At 45.6% G+C, this 16,664-nt stretch carries 11 protein-coding genes; 2 read left to right on the top strand and 9 right to left on the bottom strand.

Annotated features, from left to right (window positions below; genetic code table 11):
- Positions 1 to 413: 413 nt before the first annotated feature.
- Positions 414 to 1,499: an ABC transporter ATP-binding protein gene (locus FFM70_RS04860; RefSeq protein WP_137615727.1), complete on the bottom strand. Its 1,086-nt coding sequence runs from the start codon at positions 1,497 to 1,499 to the stop codon at positions 414 to 416.
- A 261-nt stretch (positions 1,500 to 1,760) separates the two neighbouring features.
- On the opposite strand from FFM70_RS04860, the gene FFM70_RS04865 reads away from it, so the two are divergent.
- Positions 1,761 to 2,780 (top strand): aldose epimerase family protein, encoded by a 1,020-nt coding sequence (locus tag FFM70_RS04865; RefSeq protein ID WP_137615728.1) that lies wholly within the window; start codon positions 1,761 to 1,763, stop codon positions 2,778 to 2,780.
- Positions 2,781 to 2,891: 111 nt separating this feature from the next.
- Here the strand turns inward: FFM70_RS04865 and FFM70_RS04870 are convergent, their stop codons facing one another.
- Complete coding sequence (locus FFM70_RS04870; protein ID WP_137615729.1) at positions 2,892 to 5,507, bottom strand: YhgE/Pip domain-containing protein; 2,616 nt, start codon at positions 5,505 to 5,507, stop codon at positions 2,892 to 2,894.
- A gap of 165 nt (positions 5,508 to 5,672) precedes the next feature.
- Here FFM70_RS04870 and FFM70_RS04875 point away from each other — a divergent pair, with 165 nt between their 5' ends.
- Positions 5,673 to 6,269, top strand: a complete 597-nt coding sequence (locus FFM70_RS04875) for a TetR/AcrR family transcriptional regulator (RefSeq protein ID WP_137615730.1) — start codon at positions 5,673 to 5,675, stop codon at positions 6,267 to 6,269.
- Positions 6,270 to 6,343: 74 nt separating this feature from the next.
- Here the strand turns inward: FFM70_RS04875 and FFM70_RS04880 are convergent, their stop codons facing one another.
- From FFM70_RS04880 to cdaA, 7 genes are all read right to left on the bottom strand, one after another.
- Entirely contained in the window at positions 6,344 to 7,153 is an 810-nt protein-coding gene (locus FFM70_RS04880) for a Cof-type HAD-IIB family hydrolase (protein WP_137615731.1), read from the bottom strand.
- A 108-nt stretch (positions 7,154 to 7,261) separates the two neighbouring features.
- The gene (locus FFM70_RS04885) at positions 7,262 to 8,593 is read right to left on the bottom strand and encodes a dihydrolipoyl dehydrogenase family protein (RefSeq protein ID WP_137615732.1); all 1,332 of its coding nucleotides are present in this window, start codon (positions 8,591 to 8,593) and stop codon (positions 7,262 to 7,264) included.
- A gap of 5 nt (positions 8,594 to 8,598) precedes the next feature.
- Positions 8,599 to 9,807: a cupin domain-containing protein gene (locus tag FFM70_RS04890; RefSeq protein WP_137615733.1), complete on the bottom strand. Its 1,209-nt coding sequence runs from the start codon at positions 9,805 to 9,807 to the stop codon at positions 8,599 to 8,601.
- Between the two features lie 230 nt (positions 9,808 to 10,037).
- Positions 10,038 to 11,861, bottom strand: coding sequence for a glutamine--fructose-6-phosphate transaminase (isomerizing) (glmS, locus tag FFM70_RS04895; RefSeq protein WP_137615734.1), 1,824 nt, complete (start codon positions 11,859 to 11,861; stop codon positions 10,038 to 10,040).
- Between the two features lie 1,462 nt (positions 11,862 to 13,323).
- Positions 13,324 to 14,682, bottom strand: a complete 1,359-nt coding sequence (gene glmM, locus FFM70_RS04900) for a phosphoglucosamine mutase (protein ID WP_137615735.1) — start codon at positions 14,680 to 14,682, stop codon at positions 13,324 to 13,326.
- A gap of 25 nt (positions 14,683 to 14,707) precedes the next feature.
- A complete protein-coding gene (locus FFM70_RS04905; protein ID WP_137615736.1) occupies positions 14,708 to 15,688 on the bottom strand; it encodes a CdaR family protein in 981 nt (326 codons plus the stop codon).
- Complete coding sequence (gene cdaA, locus FFM70_RS04910; protein WP_137615737.1) at positions 15,685 to 16,527, bottom strand: diadenylate cyclase CdaA; 843 nt, start codon at positions 16,525 to 16,527, stop codon at positions 15,685 to 15,687. The genes FFM70_RS04905 and cdaA overlap by 4 nt, the downstream gene beginning before the upstream one ends.
- Positions 16,528 to 16,664 lie beyond the last annotated feature (137 nt).

Genomic DNA, 16,664 nt, shown 5'->3' on the forward strand with positions numbered 1-16,664 from the left:
CAGTATACTAGTTTTTTTCAACACTTTCGAGTGCTTTGGTTTAGTGCGTTCAAAATTCATTTTGTTTCAAATAAAAACCACTATCCAAAGATAGTGGTCGGCATAAGAGAGAAAGAGAATTGATTAGAAGGTAACTAAATACCTTACGAACTAAGGATAAGCGATATTGTAAGCGTTGTCAACAGTTAGCAAAAATAAATACTTAAATCATCTCGATTTAATGAATAGCTTGATTTTGACTATCTCGTCATCAAGTTTATCGCCTGCGACAGGCCGTTATCAAGCCGAACTTACGCTATTTCCACTGTTTAATCACTTAATTAGTTCAACTAACCTTGCCCAGTAGTTCGCCCTTATTGCCACAAAAAAATCGCAGCCAACAGTTAAGTGATTACGATTTTTATATTAAAACATTATTTTGTTGATTTAGTAACTCCCGGCCCAACTAATGTTGATGTTGGATGGAAGATCTGTGATGGCTGGTGTAAGACACCACTCAGGGAATGTCCTGAAATGTTGACCAACATTAAAAAGACAACTGCAATGGCGACAAGACCAGAGAAAATCCGTGTCCGCCATGGCATCGTTTCTGAAATCACGCCACTATAAAAGTCTTTTTGGACGTCCCGCGCAACATGGTTATTATCTGGTTCCGCTTTTTGACGTTCAGCGGTGACTTTTTCTTGATAAGCTTTAATATCGAAAGCCTTTTGACGTTCCTTGGCATCCGTTTGATACTTATGCTTATCTTTCTTCGACAAAGCCTTGAACCACTTGATGAAGTCACGGTATTCGCTAACGACTTCTTCAGTTGAGCCAACCTTTTTCAAGTCACCATATTGAATCCAGGCAACTCGATCACATATCATTTCAATTTGCTTCAAAGAGTGACTGACGAAGATAATCGTCTTGCCTTGGCTCTTGAATTCTTTGATTTTTTCCACACACTTTTGATAGAACGTATCGTCACCGACGGATAACGCTTCATCAATAATTAAAATATCTGGATTAATATGCACGGCAATCGCGAAACCAAGCCGAGATTTCATCCCAGAGGAATAACTCTTAACTGGTTGATAAACGAAATCACCAATATCAGCAAACGCCACGATACTATCCAACATGTCGTCGATTTGATGATTGGTCATCCCCATCATCAAGGCTTTCAAACGAATATTTTCCAAACCGGTCAATTGGCCACGCAGCCCGGAATTAATGGCAACAATCGAAGTATCCCCGCGGACATCCACGACCCCAGTGGTTTGCGGAATGACCCCGGAAATGATATTCGACAAAGTCGATTTACCAGAACCGTTGACCCCAATCAACCCAAGCGTTTCACCCGGGTTCACTTCAAGTGAGATTCCTTTAAGTGCCCAGAATTCTGGAATTTCACGATGCGTGATCGAGAAAAAAGCTTTTAATTGATCCGAACGCGTTTTGAAAAGATCAAACTCTTTCGTCACATTTTGAACTTTAATTTTGTAATCAGTTGTCATTTTAATACTTCCTAATTTTTGCGATTTATATTCTAATAGCAGCATATTACTAACTGCTATATGGTACTAGAGAAGTTTAACACCGTCAAGCACCGACACGCTAACCTTAATCTAAAATTAAGGACGGCACGCAACTACTTGTGAGAAATTATACAAATTAATCCAATTCAGGCTGGGTAATCGTTCGCATTCCAAGTAAGAATGAAATATACTATATGGTAACAGAATAATTGTCAGGCATGCATTGGAGTGATTGAATTTATGAAGATAATTGAGCATCAAGCCAACGGAATAAATTATTACACATTAGTGAACAATCATCACATGAGCGTCACCATCATGGACTGGGGGGCCACGGTTACGGCCATTAAAACTCATGACAAGGATGGTGAATTTGCTAACGTCATTTTAGGTTTTGATAATGGTGAAGATTACATTACTTATCAATCGTTTTTTGGCGCAACGATTGCCCGGGTCGCTGGCGTGTTGAAGAATGCCCGGTGGCGCGGCTATGATCTAACACAAAATTTTGGCGAACATAATTTAAACGGTGGCAACATGCCGCAAATTGCCTTTGAGCCTTGGTTCCTCGAACGTAAATTACAAACGTCGGAACAAGTTGGCCTTGTCATGCAGTATATCACGCTGGATGGCGAAAATGGCTTTCCAGGAACCATGACGATCACGGCAAACTTTATTTTAGACAATACCGGCAAGTTTACAATCAGTTACACCGGTAAAAGTGACAAAGCCACCCTATTCAATCCAACCAACCACGCCTATTTCAATTTAAGCGGCGACGCTGACCGCCTGATCGACCACCAAGTTTTGAAAATCAACACCGATGAATATTGTGCGCTCAACAAGCATGGGATTCCGACCGGCAAATTGCCTTGGGTCACCGGCACGCCCTTCGACTTCCGCGAACGCACGGAAATCGGCCCGCAGATTGCTCAAATCAAAGATGGCCTCCATCACGGCTTCGTCCTAAATCAGACCCCGCATCCACAAGTTGAACTCCTCGATCGCGTCAGTGGTCGTAAAGTTACCTTACGGACAAATGCTAAGGCCGTCGTTGTTTCCAGCGCCACGAATTATCGTGACGATCGTTATCGCATTAACGGCGGCAAACCGATGCGTTCACAATTAGGCTTGTCACTCCAACCGCAAATGTTGCCAGATGCCATTCATCACAAGGAATTCGGTAATATTATTATTGAACCGAATGTCCCAGTCACTTATCAAACCGCTTATCAATTTTCAAATATATATGATGTTTAATTACCAACGACCTGACCACAATCAGGTCGTTTTTAGTCTCTTATCGGACAAAAAAGGTGGCTTGACGACTACGCTGGCCGCCAAGCCACCTTTAAATTCCACTAACTTCTCCTAATCAGCATCTTCAAAATCAATCGCTTTAACCCGTCCGTGCCGGCGACCATAGAACAGCATACTGAAGATTGAAAACAGCACTCCAATCCCTATCAGAACACCAATTTGCGGCCAAGCTGAATTGCCGACCATCAAGGTGTTGCGTAACCCACTTACTGCGTAACTCATTGGCAACCACGGATGAATCGTCTGGAAGAAGTGGTTAGAAAGCTGAATTGGGTACGTTCCCGCTGAACCGCCTAATTGTAAAACCAGTAAAATCATGCTGAAGAACGCCCCGACCTTACCAAACACTAAATTAAGCCAGTAAACAATACTCATAAAGGCAACTGCAATGCTGACGAGTACGCCAAAGGTGGCCCACGGGTGAATTGGGGCAAGCCCATCAATCAAAATTAACAGCCCTTCGATTAGCACGGCTTCGCTCAGAGCAAAAGCTAAAAGAATCGACCCTTTCCCCGTCCACCAATGAAAGCCACTCTTCGGATATTTGCGTGGCGTATACATATCAAACATCATATTAAACGCGAGTGCCCCAACAAATAAGGATACCGACATCATATACGGCGCCATCCCAGTCCCATTATTTTGTGCGTCATCCGCGTCGCTCGCTTTGGTCGTCGTCGGCTTGGCAAGCTGATCATACGTCAGATTGGTTGGCCGGACTGACGCCTGTTTGCCAGCAGCCGTCAACTTGGTAGCTAACTGTTGATTACCCTGCTGAACCTGATCAAGTCCGGTCGCCAACTGATTGCCGCCTTGTGCTAATCGTTGACCACCAGTGGCCAGTTGTGCCGTCCCGGCAGTTAATTGGCCCGTGCCATTTAATAAGGCAGACTTTTGTTGCGTCAAAGTGGTCAAGCCAGCCGTCAGCGTCTCAGCGCCTTGCGTCAAGCTTGCACCCGAGCGACTTAATTTTTGCGTGCCTAACGCCAGTTGTTGGGCCCCAGTCGCTAATTGCCCACTCCCTTGGCCTAACCCCGTGCTAGCCTGTGCGAGTTGGGTTGTTCCGGTAGCTAAGCCGGTTGCGCCCGCGGATAAGGCTTGTGTGCCGGTCACTAACTTTGGTGTTTGGGTCGCTAAGACTTGCACCCCTTGGTCCAACGTTTGAAACCCAGTCGTTGCCGCTTGTAATTGGCTCGTTAACGTTTGTGCCCCGTTGGTCACGGTTGCGAGTTTCGTCGCTAGTGCCTGTTGATTATTGGCTGTGGTTTGAAGCGCCTGTTTGAGCGCTTGTAGTTCAGTGGTCGCTTGAGTGGTGTGGTCACTTGGCAGTGCCGCGGCCGCCTGCGTCAACTGTTGTAACGCCGCCGTCAGCTCAGTAGACTGCGTTGGTTGAGCGCCATTAATAGTCGCCAAAATCGCTTGCTTCTGCGTGGCAGTCAATTTCTCTGCATCCGCTGTGGCGGCCACTTTAGCAGCGAGTCTGTTGTCCGTGGCTGGCTTAGTCGTTGCTGCTTCAACTTGATTGATGGCGGTTTTAATGGCCGCCAACTGAGCTGCTGACCCGTGCTGACTGAGCGTCGCAGCTAATTGTGAAACTTGTCGTGACAATATTGGGTCCTTAGCTTGCTGGTTAACGGCGAGTTGCAACTGGTCTAATCCCGTGGTGAGTTGCTGCCCACCCATCGTCAGCTGTTGCATGCCGCGTGACAATTGCTGACTCGCCGTTGCTAGCCGCGCAGTTCCGCCACTCAGTTGACCGGTCTTTTGCGTCAACTCAGTTAAATTTTGACTGAGTTGCTGTGCGCCGACAGCCGTCCTGCCCACGCCGGAAACGACTCGTTGTGTCCCAGCTTGAAGTGTCTGTGAGCCAGTGGCCAGTTGTTGCGCCGCTGTGCTAGCAGTGTTGACCCCATTGGTATAAGTCTTGACCCCTTGACTTAAGGTGCGACTCCCACTTGTCGCCTGATCGACCCCGGATAAATAATGATTTAAGCCGGTCACCAACTGATTGGTGCCATCACGGAACGTCAATGTACTAGCCACCAACTGATTTAAGCCGGTCGTCAATTGTTGATCGGCCGTGACAGCTTTTTGACTTCCGGTTGCGAGTTGCTGATTATGCTGACCAGCCGCAGTTATTCCGTTACTGAGCGTTTTAATGCTGTTAAACATCGTTTTGGCATAGGTCCTAGTGACTTGGTCGGCTACTTGGTCCGCCGCCGTCTTGGCCGCGCTAGCCGTCATTTTAGAAGCGGTATAGTTGTGACCTGCACTTGTGGCATACTGTAATACCATTTTCTTCGGTTTGGTCTGTAAAAGTGTCGTCGCATTTTTCGAAAAGTTGCTTGGAATCGTCATGACCATATAGACTTGGCCATTTTTCAAGGCTTGCGTCGCGGAACGGGCAGACATGACTTTAAAAGCCATGGCGGACGAGTGCGTCAAAGCATGCGTCAATTGTTTGCCCGCCGCCAAGTGCGTGCCCTGATACGTCGTCGCCTGATCATGATTCACAACGGCCACTGGTAGATCCTGTAATTTGCCGTATGGATCCCACATCGACTTCAAAAAAGTGACCGCGTAAATCGATGGAATGAATCCAATCACAATCAAAACTAACAAAATAAATTTATGTCCCAAAAGATACCGCCATTCGGCTTTAATCATGTGCGTTTGCCCCCATTGTTGTGCTATGCTTTTGCTGAAATAATCCTCAGCTGTGGTCATAGCATACTGACTATCGGATTTGAAAACCACAACAGCCGCTAGCAAAATGGGGTCTAAGCCACACTTATGCCACATCTGGGGTCTAACTAATCAGGAGGGACGCACATGGTCAAAATAGATCGCCGGGTCGAACGAACCAATCAAGCGTTACGCACTGCTTTTCAACAACTCGCCGTCACCCATCAATATCGCGACATCACCGTCAAACAACTGACCGAAGTCGCCAACGTTAATCGTAAAACATTCTACTTACACTTTGACTCGATTGATGACCTCGCGGCGACTTTCAGTCATGAAAGTGCTGAAGCCATCTTAACTGTCATTAACCAACAAGATATTAAAGCCAGCCTAGCGCAATCGGGCTTGATTTTTGACCGTTTAGCAGACTACTTTAACCAATCACGTGATTTCAATCGTCTAGTGCTCGTAAACGATGATTACAGCTTCATTGCCCGCAAAGTCCAAATCGAAGTCGCGCGGGGACTGACCGCCAATTTGCAACGTGCCTATCACCTGTCCAAAACCGATGCCTTTATCTGCGCCAATTTCTTAATCCATAACATGCTCACTTTTTTCCGACTATTCTTCACGGGTCAACTAGATTTGACGCCGGCACAATTCAAACAACGCCTCGTTGCCTTAAACTCCACCGGTGTTCAGAGCTTTTTTAACCCAAACCAGGCTCTGACCAAAGACAGTTAATCTCGAGACTAAAACTAATGACCTCAGAAAGTGAAAATTTCTGAGGTCATTAGTTTAGTTATATTCAAAATCGATTAAAGAACTAACTTTTCAATCGTTGCTAAAACACCGTCATGCTCATTATCTAAGGTCGTTACGTCGGTTGCCACAGCTTGAACACTCACATCGGCATTTTGCATCGCAAAGCCATGCCCCGCAAATTGCAACAAGGGTTTGTCATTGTCGCCATCACCGAACGCTAATAGATCGTCCGCCGAAAGCTGCCACTTTTTCATGAGCCACTGTACGGCTGGCAACTTGCCAACGCCGGCTGTCACGAGATCAATCACGCCATAGCCACTATCATGCGCCTGTAAGCGACCATCAAAATACTGATTTAGGGCCGCTACTTTTTGGGCAACGTGCGCTGGATTTGCGGAAACACTGATTTTCTTAATCTTATCTTGAACCACGCAAAAGTCCGCGACTTGTTGCAAATTATCATAGAACTTCTCGGCGGCATCTAACAAGGCTTGGGGCGCGCCGGCTTCCGTATACGACCCATGCTCACCCACTAAGATCACATAAGATGATTTCAAAGGCGCCTGTTGTCGGTCGACCGTTACGAACCGCTCAAGTTCGGTTGCTGACAAACTGCCATCATAGACCTGTTCATCATTTAAATAAATTGAGGCCCCATTTTCCGCGACCATCACTAAATTATCCGTCGCAACGGGTGCAAACAGCTGTTTTAAATGCGCGTATTGATTGCCGGACGACAACACGAGGCGAATACCACGTGCTTTCAGCGCCGCCAGCGTTTGTTGCAACCACGCTTGATTATACGTCTGATCACCATGTAAGAGCGTCCCATTCAAGTCGGTCGCAATGAGTTTAATTGACACCAAGTCCACTTCCTCTACCTTTTATCTCTTGGTTCATTATACACGCTCACCCCTAAGAAACACCAATGCGCGCCCAAGCCAATGACTTGAGCGCGCAAAAATTCAAATTTAAATCCAGATACCGTACAGATCAGTCGCCGTGCTTGGATAAGCTAAAAATAGCTCATGGACTTGTGCAACGGACAATTGGCGTTGAATCAAAATAGCCAAATAGTTGATCAACTCATCCGCTGAATAACTATAAACTTCTGCCCCTACGACCAACTGACTCTGACGATTGATAATCAATTTCAGCCGTGCCTGATCATCGTGCTCACGCTGATACGTTAACCATTGCGCCAACGGAATCGCTTTAAGCTGATACTTAGCCGATTGTGCCTGAGCTTGCAACACCGTGACCCCGGCCTGTGCCAGCCGTGGCAAACTAAACACCGCCGAAACAGGCAGAGGATACTTAATTGGAAACGTCGGCGTAGCAGTCAAACTATCGCCTAAATACTTACCTTGATAGATCGCATAATTGGCCAATTTGGGCACGTTAGCCGCTGCACAATCACCCACGGCATAAATATTAGGTTGCGTGGTTTGCAGTCGCGAATTGACTTGAATCCCTTGTCGATTAAAGGCTACCCCGGCATTCGCTAGCCCTAAATCACCGACATTGGCCGCCCGACCCAGCGCGGTATAAACCGCATCCGTAATAAAGGTCGTGCCTTGTCGCGTCGTTCCCTGCAAGCCGTTGGCCGTCATCGTCAACGTTGTCAATTCATCATTGAATTGAAAGTCGACACCACGTTTACCCAAGTCAGCCAACAACAAGCCAACAAATTCTGGATCATAAGCCCGTAATGCCACCGCATCATGTTGTAACAATGTGACTTTGGCCCCAGCCTCACTGGCAATGCTGGCCATCGCAAACGCAATAATCCCAGCGCCGAGGATCGTCAGTCGTTTGGGTAACCGCTCACTACGGAAAAAGCTGCCAGAATGTTGCACAAATTCATTGCCCGGAAACGCCAATTCCACCGGATGGGCCCCCGTTGCCAACACAAAGTTAGTCGCCGTCAAGAATTGCCCATTTACAGAAATCGTCTGTGCATCAACAAACTCAGCATGGCCTTCATAGGTAAAAATTCCCTGCTGTTGGAAACGTTGCTTGAATCTCGTTTGCGTCTGTGCTACCACCGTATCACGATAAGCAGCTAATCTCGGCCAATCGATGGCTGGCGTCGTTGCCGCGAAAGTTTGCGGTTGAAAGTGCCGGTGGGCTTCAGCAGCCGCTAATAAGACTTTTTTCGGCGTACTCCCGCGATTAACGGTCGTCCCACCCCAGTCGCGTTGCTCGATGACCGCGACTTTTTGACCATGCGACCGTGCTTTAATGGCCGCACCAGCGCCGCCAACGCCACCACCAATCACAATTAAATCAAAAGTTGGCATTGGCTTTAACTAAAGTAAGCATTGGCATCATCGACATGCCCATTCGTTGACTGCGTGTCAGTCGGCTGATCTGGATTCTGGTACCAAACTACGGCAGCTTCTTCACTTGGAAACTGTTCAACGGTCGCTGGCGTCACATTTAAATGATCCGCCACGATTTGCGATGGGGTCGTCGCTAACCACTTGTTTAACGAAATATCCGAGTAAACTGGATTCTTAAAGAGTTCAATGAAAATCAACGGTTCGGTGCCAATATTTTGAATGTAATGACCGGCTTCCTTTGGGATCACACCCACATCGCCAGCCTGATAGTCAAACGTCCGGGCTAACGAATTCGAGTTGAAAACGCCAACCTTGGCACGACCTTGCATAAAGTAGTCCCATTCCTCTGACTTAGGATGCCAATGTAGCTCGCGCATCCCACCAGGCTGTACTTCGACGATTGCCGCCGAAATCGTTTTGGCCGCTGGAAAAACTGCTTGGTCGATGATCCAAACTTTACCAGCTTCAAAATGCTTAGCTGGCACATCTTTCATGTGCAACGTTAATGGGGTTGCCATTGGTGTTCCGGGCCGTTTTACTTGTTCGATTGGCCCTGGTACCGCGCCGTCAAAAATGTATTTTTCATGTTTTGGCAAGTTTTCCAACGCATCTTCGTCTAATTTGAAATTAGCCGCAACGACATCTTTAGGCGTATGTGCTAACCAATCTGTTAACAAAAAGGTATTATTTTCAGAGAAATCTGGTTCACTGAAGACCAGTAAAAATTCACAGCCCTGATCGAGTGCCTGAATAGAATGTGGAATCCCCGCTTCAAAGTCCCAGAGATCGCCAGCGACGATGTCATCAATGAAGCTTTCGCCGTTTTCATTCAATGCGGTGACCCGGGCATTACCTTTCAGCATAATGGCCCATTCAGCCTCTTTATGCCAATGCAATTCTCGATAAGCACCAGGTTTCAGGCACATGTTCACGCCAGCCATATCGTGTGACGCTGGCAATTCACGATTAGTCACTTCACGAGCCCAGCCGCCTTCTTCAAGTCGCATATGCGCATCAGAAAAACTAAATCTTAAATTTGTAATCGTGCCATGATCAGTAGTCGGCGGCACTAAAATATCTGGATTTTGTAAATCCCGTTGCACGTTGCGTGGCCCTTGATCCAGCCAACCAGTCTTGTCAGCATCCCGAATCGGTTCATTTTGTTTAGTCATTAGTCAAAATCATCCCTTCTGCTTATTTGCCTTCATCATAAAGTTAATTAACTAACTTGACGACTAAAAACACTTCATTTTATTATTTTTTTAATTTTCTGATGACATGCGGTCGTGGAACCGGGTCAAGCCGGAGTCAACCATGAAACAACAAAAAAAGGCGCCAACACAATCATCTGTGCTGACACCTCGTAACTCCCCATAAGTTACGTTTTGATCTCAATTAATAATTATTCAACCGTGACACTCTTGGCCAAGTTACGTGGCTTGTCAACGTCCAAGCCCTTGTTCAAACTTGTGTAGTAAGCTAATAATTGACCAGGAACGACACTCAATAAAGCCGTCATCCGTTCGTCAACCGTTGGTAACACAATCGTGTCATCTGGTTTAGCTAACGCATCCGTCACAATCGTGATAGTCTTCGCACCACGCGCAGCGACTTCTTGTAAATTAGAGCGGGTCAAACCGGCCGTCTTTTGTTGGGTAATAATCCCAATAACCGGCGTATCCTTTTCGATCAACGCAATCGTCCCATGCTTCAATTCACCAGAAGCAAAACCTTCAGCTTGCACGTAAGAAATTTCCTTCAACTTCAAGGCGGTTTCCAACGAAACGGCGTAGTCTAAGCCCCGGCCGATGTAAAAGGCATTTGGCGTGTGTAATAAGGCACTCTTAGCTAATTTATCAAAAGTAGCTTTTTCATCAACTAACGCTTGCATGCCATTGGCAACTAACGCTAATTGTTGTTTAACGTCAAAGTCTTTGGCAGCGGCTTGATCGTCAGCTTCACCTAAAGCTTTAGCCAAGATCGCTTGTAAAGCAATTTGGGCAGTATAAGCTTTGGTTGAGGCGACGGCAATTTCAGGACCCGCATGTAATAATAACGTGTAGGTGGCTTCCCGTGACAACGTTGAGTTTGGCACGTTGGTAATGGTCAAACTTGGGAATTTCTGTTCATTCACATTTAGCAAAACTTCTCGACTATCAGCCGTTTCGCCAGATTGTGTTAAGAAGATGAAGAATGGTTTCTTCGAAAGTAATGGTTGGTTATAAGCGAATTCTGAAGAAACATGGACTTCAGTTGGCACACCAGCGAGTGATTCAAATAACTTAGCACCCACTAAACCAGCGTGATAACTCGTCCCAGCCGCCACGATGTATAAGCGGTCAGCCGATTTGATGGCGTCCAATAAGTCGGCATTAATGACCGGCGTCCCATCGTCATTCAAATAAACTTGTGATAACTTCCGCATCACATTTGGTTGTTCGTCGATTTCCTTTAACATGTAGAAGGGATAAGTCCCCTTGTCAGCTTGAGCAGCATCAATGTCCACGTGGAACGTGTCACGTTGAACGGCTTCGCCGGCTTGGTTCGTAATCTTGATTTCGTCAGGCTTAACCACAACGATTTCACCATCATGTAATTCCAAGAAATCTTTCGTTTGATCAAGCATCGCTAAACTGTCTGAGCAAACCACATTAAAACCATCGCCGACCCCGATCAATAGTGGACTCTTATTTTTAGCCACGTATAATGTATCAGGATCTTCTTTGTCCATCAATAAGAAACCATATGATGAATGGCCCAACAAACTCAACGTTTTACGGAAAGCCGCTAAGGTGTCTAAACCTTCTTTAGTGACAAACCGGTCAACCAATTGAACGATGACTTCGGTATCCGTTTGTGAGGTAAATTCAACATCGCTTAAATAATCATTTTTTAAATCTTGGAAGTTTTCAATGACACCGTTATGAACTAAATAGAAACGCCCATCCGCTGAAACTTGGGGATGCGCATTCGCAACACTAGGTTCACCATGGGTCGCCCAACGCGTATGCCCAATCCCAGTAGTCCCGTGCACATTGGCGGTCGCACTCACTTCTTTACGTAAGTCGTCGATCCGACCTTTTTCTTTGACCAAATAGTCTTCGCCATTCTGGTCATTGACATAGATACCCGCTGAATCGTACCCGCGGTATTCCAATCTTTGTAAGCCATTTAATAAAATCGATACAGCACTATCATTACCGGTAACTCCAACAATTCCACACATAAATTTATCTTCCTTTACTTGTTTGAATTGTTTCTAGCTGCTTGGTCAAAATATCTGTCACTAGTCTCACAACTAGTTTTTGTAATTGACCTGTAGAGTGCAGTCCCTGACATCACCCGTCGATTGTCGATAAATGTCATCCTCGTCAACTTTAGAATCTAAAGTCCTGGCGCTATTCCATTTTAACCAATTAAGAATTGGTTGTTTTTCACCTCTGATTGGTATATTTCCTAGAAACAGTATTACTTTAACGTTACAATCGTAAAAAGTCAATAATGTTTTGCATTGGTATACGTGTTAATAAGCATGTATACCAATTGAGAACGTAAGCGGGACAACTAACCAGCACATTCTCAAAAAATCTGTAAATATTTATAAACTTAATGTGTTTGAGACAGGTTCTTGGCCGCCTGCCGGGTGGGACGCTAAATTTCATCAGACCAATCCAGTCAATCGATTATTCACATAAAGACTGTTATACCAATTTCAAAGGAAACATAACCAACCTCAACGAGTCGATAACTATAACCTCACAGTTAAAAACGATAGAACTTTTTCCTAACCCAATTGTATTAACTGTTGACCAACGCGTCCTATTAGAACACTCGCGACTTTTGGTTAAGCGATTGACTTTACTAGCAACTAAGTTAGTCGCTGATTGCCGCTTCCGGTTGTTGTTGAGTAATTAGTCAGTTGTTTAGATTAAGCGGAGTCAATCAGAATAGGTGTGTAGGAATATTTGAAGACATAGTTTGCCAATTTGAAGTTGACACGCAAGACCGTCCTCGGGCTGGCACGATACCCCATAGCACACACACTAATTCTGACTAGCAAAATGATAACGCACATGAGTCTATTTTGAGAATAGCTAAGACAATATTACTATGATGTGCTTTCCTTAGTTACATTATGATTAGCCATATCGGTAACTAAACAATCACCTAAAAAGATCACCGTCATTTTTCATTTTCCTCGACAACTACCTAGTCCTTACACCTCATTAGCGCAGGGTAGGCTGGCATGATGCTCAGTGGTGAAATTTTACTTAGCTGAGTGGGTTTACTCGGCTTAGTAAAAGGCCGGCTTATGAGACCGCACTTTGGCTCATAACCGTGCCCACCACGTTCCAGCGTCAGGCCAGCCTACCCGGAGCGGCAAACAAACAACAATCTAAAAAACATCACTAGTACGAGATAGACTGGCCTGATACCTAGTGGCGAAATTTTACTAAGCCGAGAGGGTTGCTCGGCTTAGTAAAAGGCCGGCTTATGAGACCGCACTTTGGCTCATAACCGTGCCCACCACGTTCCAGCGTCAGGCCAGCCTACCCGGAGCGGCAATCGAACAGCAATCTAAAACATAAGGTGAGCAAACAACCGGCAATAAAGCAACGTACAAAAAAATGGTCGAGCTAGGAAAGCACTCCCAGTTCGACCATCATTATTTGACTAAATTTAAACCCTTAGGCTTCGACGCCGACTTCAGCGCGAACCACGTCGACGATCCGATCAACATAAGCGTTGACCAATTCGTCGGTCTTGGCTTCTGCCATGACCCGGAGTAAGTCTTGCGTCCCTGAAGGGCGAACCAAGACCCGACCGTCGCCAGCCATTTCGGTTTCAACTTCACCGATAACAGCTTTGATTTGGTCATTGCTCAAAGCGGCTTGCTTGTCTTGAACCTTCACGTTAACTAACTTTTGTGGATAAGTTGTCACTTCAGCAGCTAATTCAGATAACTTCTTGCCAGTTTCTTTCATGACATGTAGTAATTGAATCCCAGTCAACATCCCGTCACCAGTCGTATTGAAGTCTAAGAAGACCACGTGACCAGATTGTTCACCACCAAGATTGAAGCCGTCTTTGAGCATTTCTTCAACGACGTAACGGTCCCCAACTTTAGTTTGTTCACTGTGTAAGCCGGCTGTTTCCAAAGCCTTGTACAAACCAAGGTTACTCATAACTGTTGTCACAACCGTATCCTTCTTCAGCTTGCCACGTTCAGCCAAGAACTTCCCGCAAATATACATGATCTTATCGCCATCAATGACATTGCCTAATTCATCGACCGCAATACAACGGTCCCCGTCACCATCAAAGGCTAACCCAACTTGGGCACCCTTTTCAACAACGAACTTGGCTAAGGCTTCAGGATGCGTTGACCCCACGCCCTTATTAATGTTCAAGCCATCTGGTGAAGTGGCCATCGTTTCAAAATCAACATTTAAGTCTGCAAAGATCCGTGAAACTAAGTTACTGGTCGAGCCATTGGCGCCATCGACGGCCAAATGAATTCCACTCAAGTCGTCAGGAATTGTTTGTTCCAAGAATTGTGAATACTTCAAGTTGCCTTCTGGGAAGTCCGCAACGGTCCCTAAACCTTCAGCAGCTGGCCGTGGTAAATCATCAGTCGTCTTTTCCAACAAAGCTTCGATTTCTTCTTCCTTGGCATCGGACAACTTGAAGCCATCGCCACCAAAGAACTTGATTCCGTTATCTTCAACGGGGTTATGTGACGCTGAAATCATGACCCCAGCATCGGCATCTTGAATCCGAACTAAGTAAGCAACCCCAGGCGTGGTAATGACGCCTAAACGTAAGACTTCGATTCCAGCTGATAATAACCCAGCGATTAAGGATTCTTCTAACATTTGACCAGAAATCCGCGTATCGCGTGCCACTAAAACACGTGGTTGGGTTTCTTTATCGATCGCATGTTCCGTTAAAACATAGCCACCAGCGCGGCCTAATCGGAAAGCCAATTCGGGAGTTAAACCAGAGTTTGCAATACCACGAACACCATCAGTACCAAAATATTTCATCGTTTCTTTACCTCATTTCAGATTTTCAGTTATTTTTAACTGTAATTTTCACTTTAATCGTGGTGGGACTTACAGATGAAATGCCATCTTCATCCGTATTCGAAATATCAACCGTCTTAGTGGTCGTCGCATCGATATTCGTCACATCCACGTCCACCGGTAATTTATCCAATTTGGCTAATGCCGCCTTGGTCCCGGTGACGGTCACGGATTTCGTATCCGTTGAAAACGAGTAACTCGTCTCCGCGGACGTTTTACCACTCGCCTTGAGATCGACCGGCACATCTTTCTTTGTCGTTGCCGCCGTAATCGGGATGTAAACCGACGTCGTTGACGGTGTTAAAACCACGTTTAAAGTTTGACCATTCGCATCTAGCGCTTCAATCATGGCTTGTTGGTTGACGGACTTTCTCAGGTTCTTTTCCGTATTGACCACGGCCACCACTTTAGCGACTTTGCTGACTTCACTGACCGCACCAGTAACTTTGACTGAAGCTGTGCCAAGCCGAGCGCTACCGACTTCATAGCCAGATGCCACATTGCTCTTGTTGAAATCAGCACTCACTTTATAAGTCGCCGTTCGCCGTGGTTGAATATTAATATGGATATATTTTTGATTTAAACTGTAGCTTAATTCTTTATTTAAGCCGTCCACTTGTACTTTAACACTATGCCGGCCAACGGAAAGATCCGATAAGTTCGCATACACCTTGAAGTTCTGCGTATTGGCCGTCGTCGTGACTAACGCAGCTGGTCCTTCGATCGTGATCTTCACGTTTTCAGGATAACCCGTCACAAAATACTTTGTACTATTGACGTTCAATTCCAGCGGCGCACTAATTGTGACTTTGCGGTTGGACGTTAAAGTCGTTTTGGAGGTGCTATTTGTTAATAGACTCGACGACGTATTGTTCGTTTTAGTCGAGCTCACATAAGCAAATAACGCTAACGCGCAAACTAAGGCCAATAATCGCATTGACCAGGCGCTATCCATAAATTTTTTCACTTATGCAGCCCCCCTCCAAAGATGTGTGCAAACCAGTTTTGAATCGCATTCTGCTTAGTTTCATCTTCGGGCGTGAGTAACACTTGCCGGAAGTAACGCAAATAGTTTTCGCGTGTCATGCCACGCATTAGTTCATTGTCTTTGGTAATGGAAACTTCACCAGTTTCTTCCGAAATAACAATGGTCAGCGCATCCGTCACTTCACTGATTCCGACAGCGGCCCGGTGACGCGTTCCTAATTCTTTCGGAATCAAATTGCTTTCCGATAACGGCAAATAGGCTGCGGCCACTTTAATTTGATTATCTTGAATAATGACCGCACCATCATGCAAGGGTGTATTTGGAATAAATATATTAATTAAAAGCTCACCGGTAATGTCAGCATCCAGTGCAATCCCAGTTTCAATATAGTCTTCCAAGCCTGTGTCCATTTTAATGGACATTAATGCCCCAATGCGCCGTTTTGCCATGTATTGAATGGCTTTATCAAGCTCATTGATCATTCGTTCCTCGTCCTCATTTTGACGCTTACCACGGACAAAGATCGAACCGCGTCCCAAATGTTCGAGCCCTCGTCGAATTTCTGGTTGGAAAATAATCACTAGGGCGATCACACCCCAATTGATAATTTGGTCCATGATCCACGAAACCGTATCTAGACCAATGAAGACACTCAGGATTTTAACGATTGCGATTACCACAATGCCACGGAACAACTGTACGGCTTTGGTCCCCTGCAATAGGATGATCAATTCATAAATGACAAACCAGACCACTAGGATGTCAAGGAGCCGGACAAAGTTAGTCACCGTCAACAAATCGCTCCAGTTGAAGTTCATGATCCCCCTCCTTATGAAAATTATTTACTTTCACATTATAGCACGGGGAACCCTGAGCGTTGACCCCTTTTGCAATGGAAGCCCCCGATTTTCAGTATTTTTTGCGTTAATATTAAACTTGCGGTTAATTAATATAG

This window comes from Lactiplantibacillus nangangensis, from assembly GCF_005405065.1.
GTDB lineage: Bacteria > Bacillota > Bacilli > Lactobacillales > Lactobacillaceae > Lactiplantibacillus > Lactiplantibacillus nangangensis.

Bases quoted from the DNA above. Each gene is read 5' to 3' on its own strand.
- glmM (WP_137615735.1), bottom strand. From the start codon at position 14,682: ATGAAATATTTTGGTACTGATGGTGTTCGTGGTATTGCAAACTCTGGT.
- FFM70_RS04890 (WP_137615733.1), bottom strand. From the start codon at position 9,807: ATGACTAAACAAAATGAACCGATTCGGGATGCTGACAAGACTGGTTGG.
- FFM70_RS04885 (WP_137615732.1), bottom strand. From the start codon at position 8,593: ATGCCAACTTTTGATTTAATTGTGATTGGTGGTGGCGTTGGCGGCGCT.
- FFM70_RS04870 (WP_137615729.1), bottom strand. From the start codon at position 5,507: ATGATTAAAGCCGAATGGCGGTATCTTTTGGGACATAAATTTATTTTG.
- FFM70_RS04875 (WP_137615730.1), top strand. From the start codon at position 5,673: ATGGTCAAAATAGATCGCCGGGTCGAACGAACCAATCAAGCGTTACGC.
- glmS (WP_137615734.1), bottom strand. From the start codon at position 11,861: ATGTGTGGAATTGTTGGAGTTACCGGTAATGATAGTGCTGTATCGATT.
- FFM70_RS04860 (WP_137615727.1), bottom strand. From the start codon at position 1,499: ATGACAACTGATTACAAAATTAAAGTTCAAAATGTGACGAAAGAGTTT.
- FFM70_RS04865 (WP_137615728.1), top strand. From the start codon at position 1,761: ATGAAGATAATTGAGCATCAAGCCAACGGAATAAATTATTACACATTA.
- cdaA (WP_137615737.1), bottom strand. From the start codon at position 16,527: ATGAACTTCAACTGGAGCGATTTGTTGACGGTGACTAACTTTGTCCGG.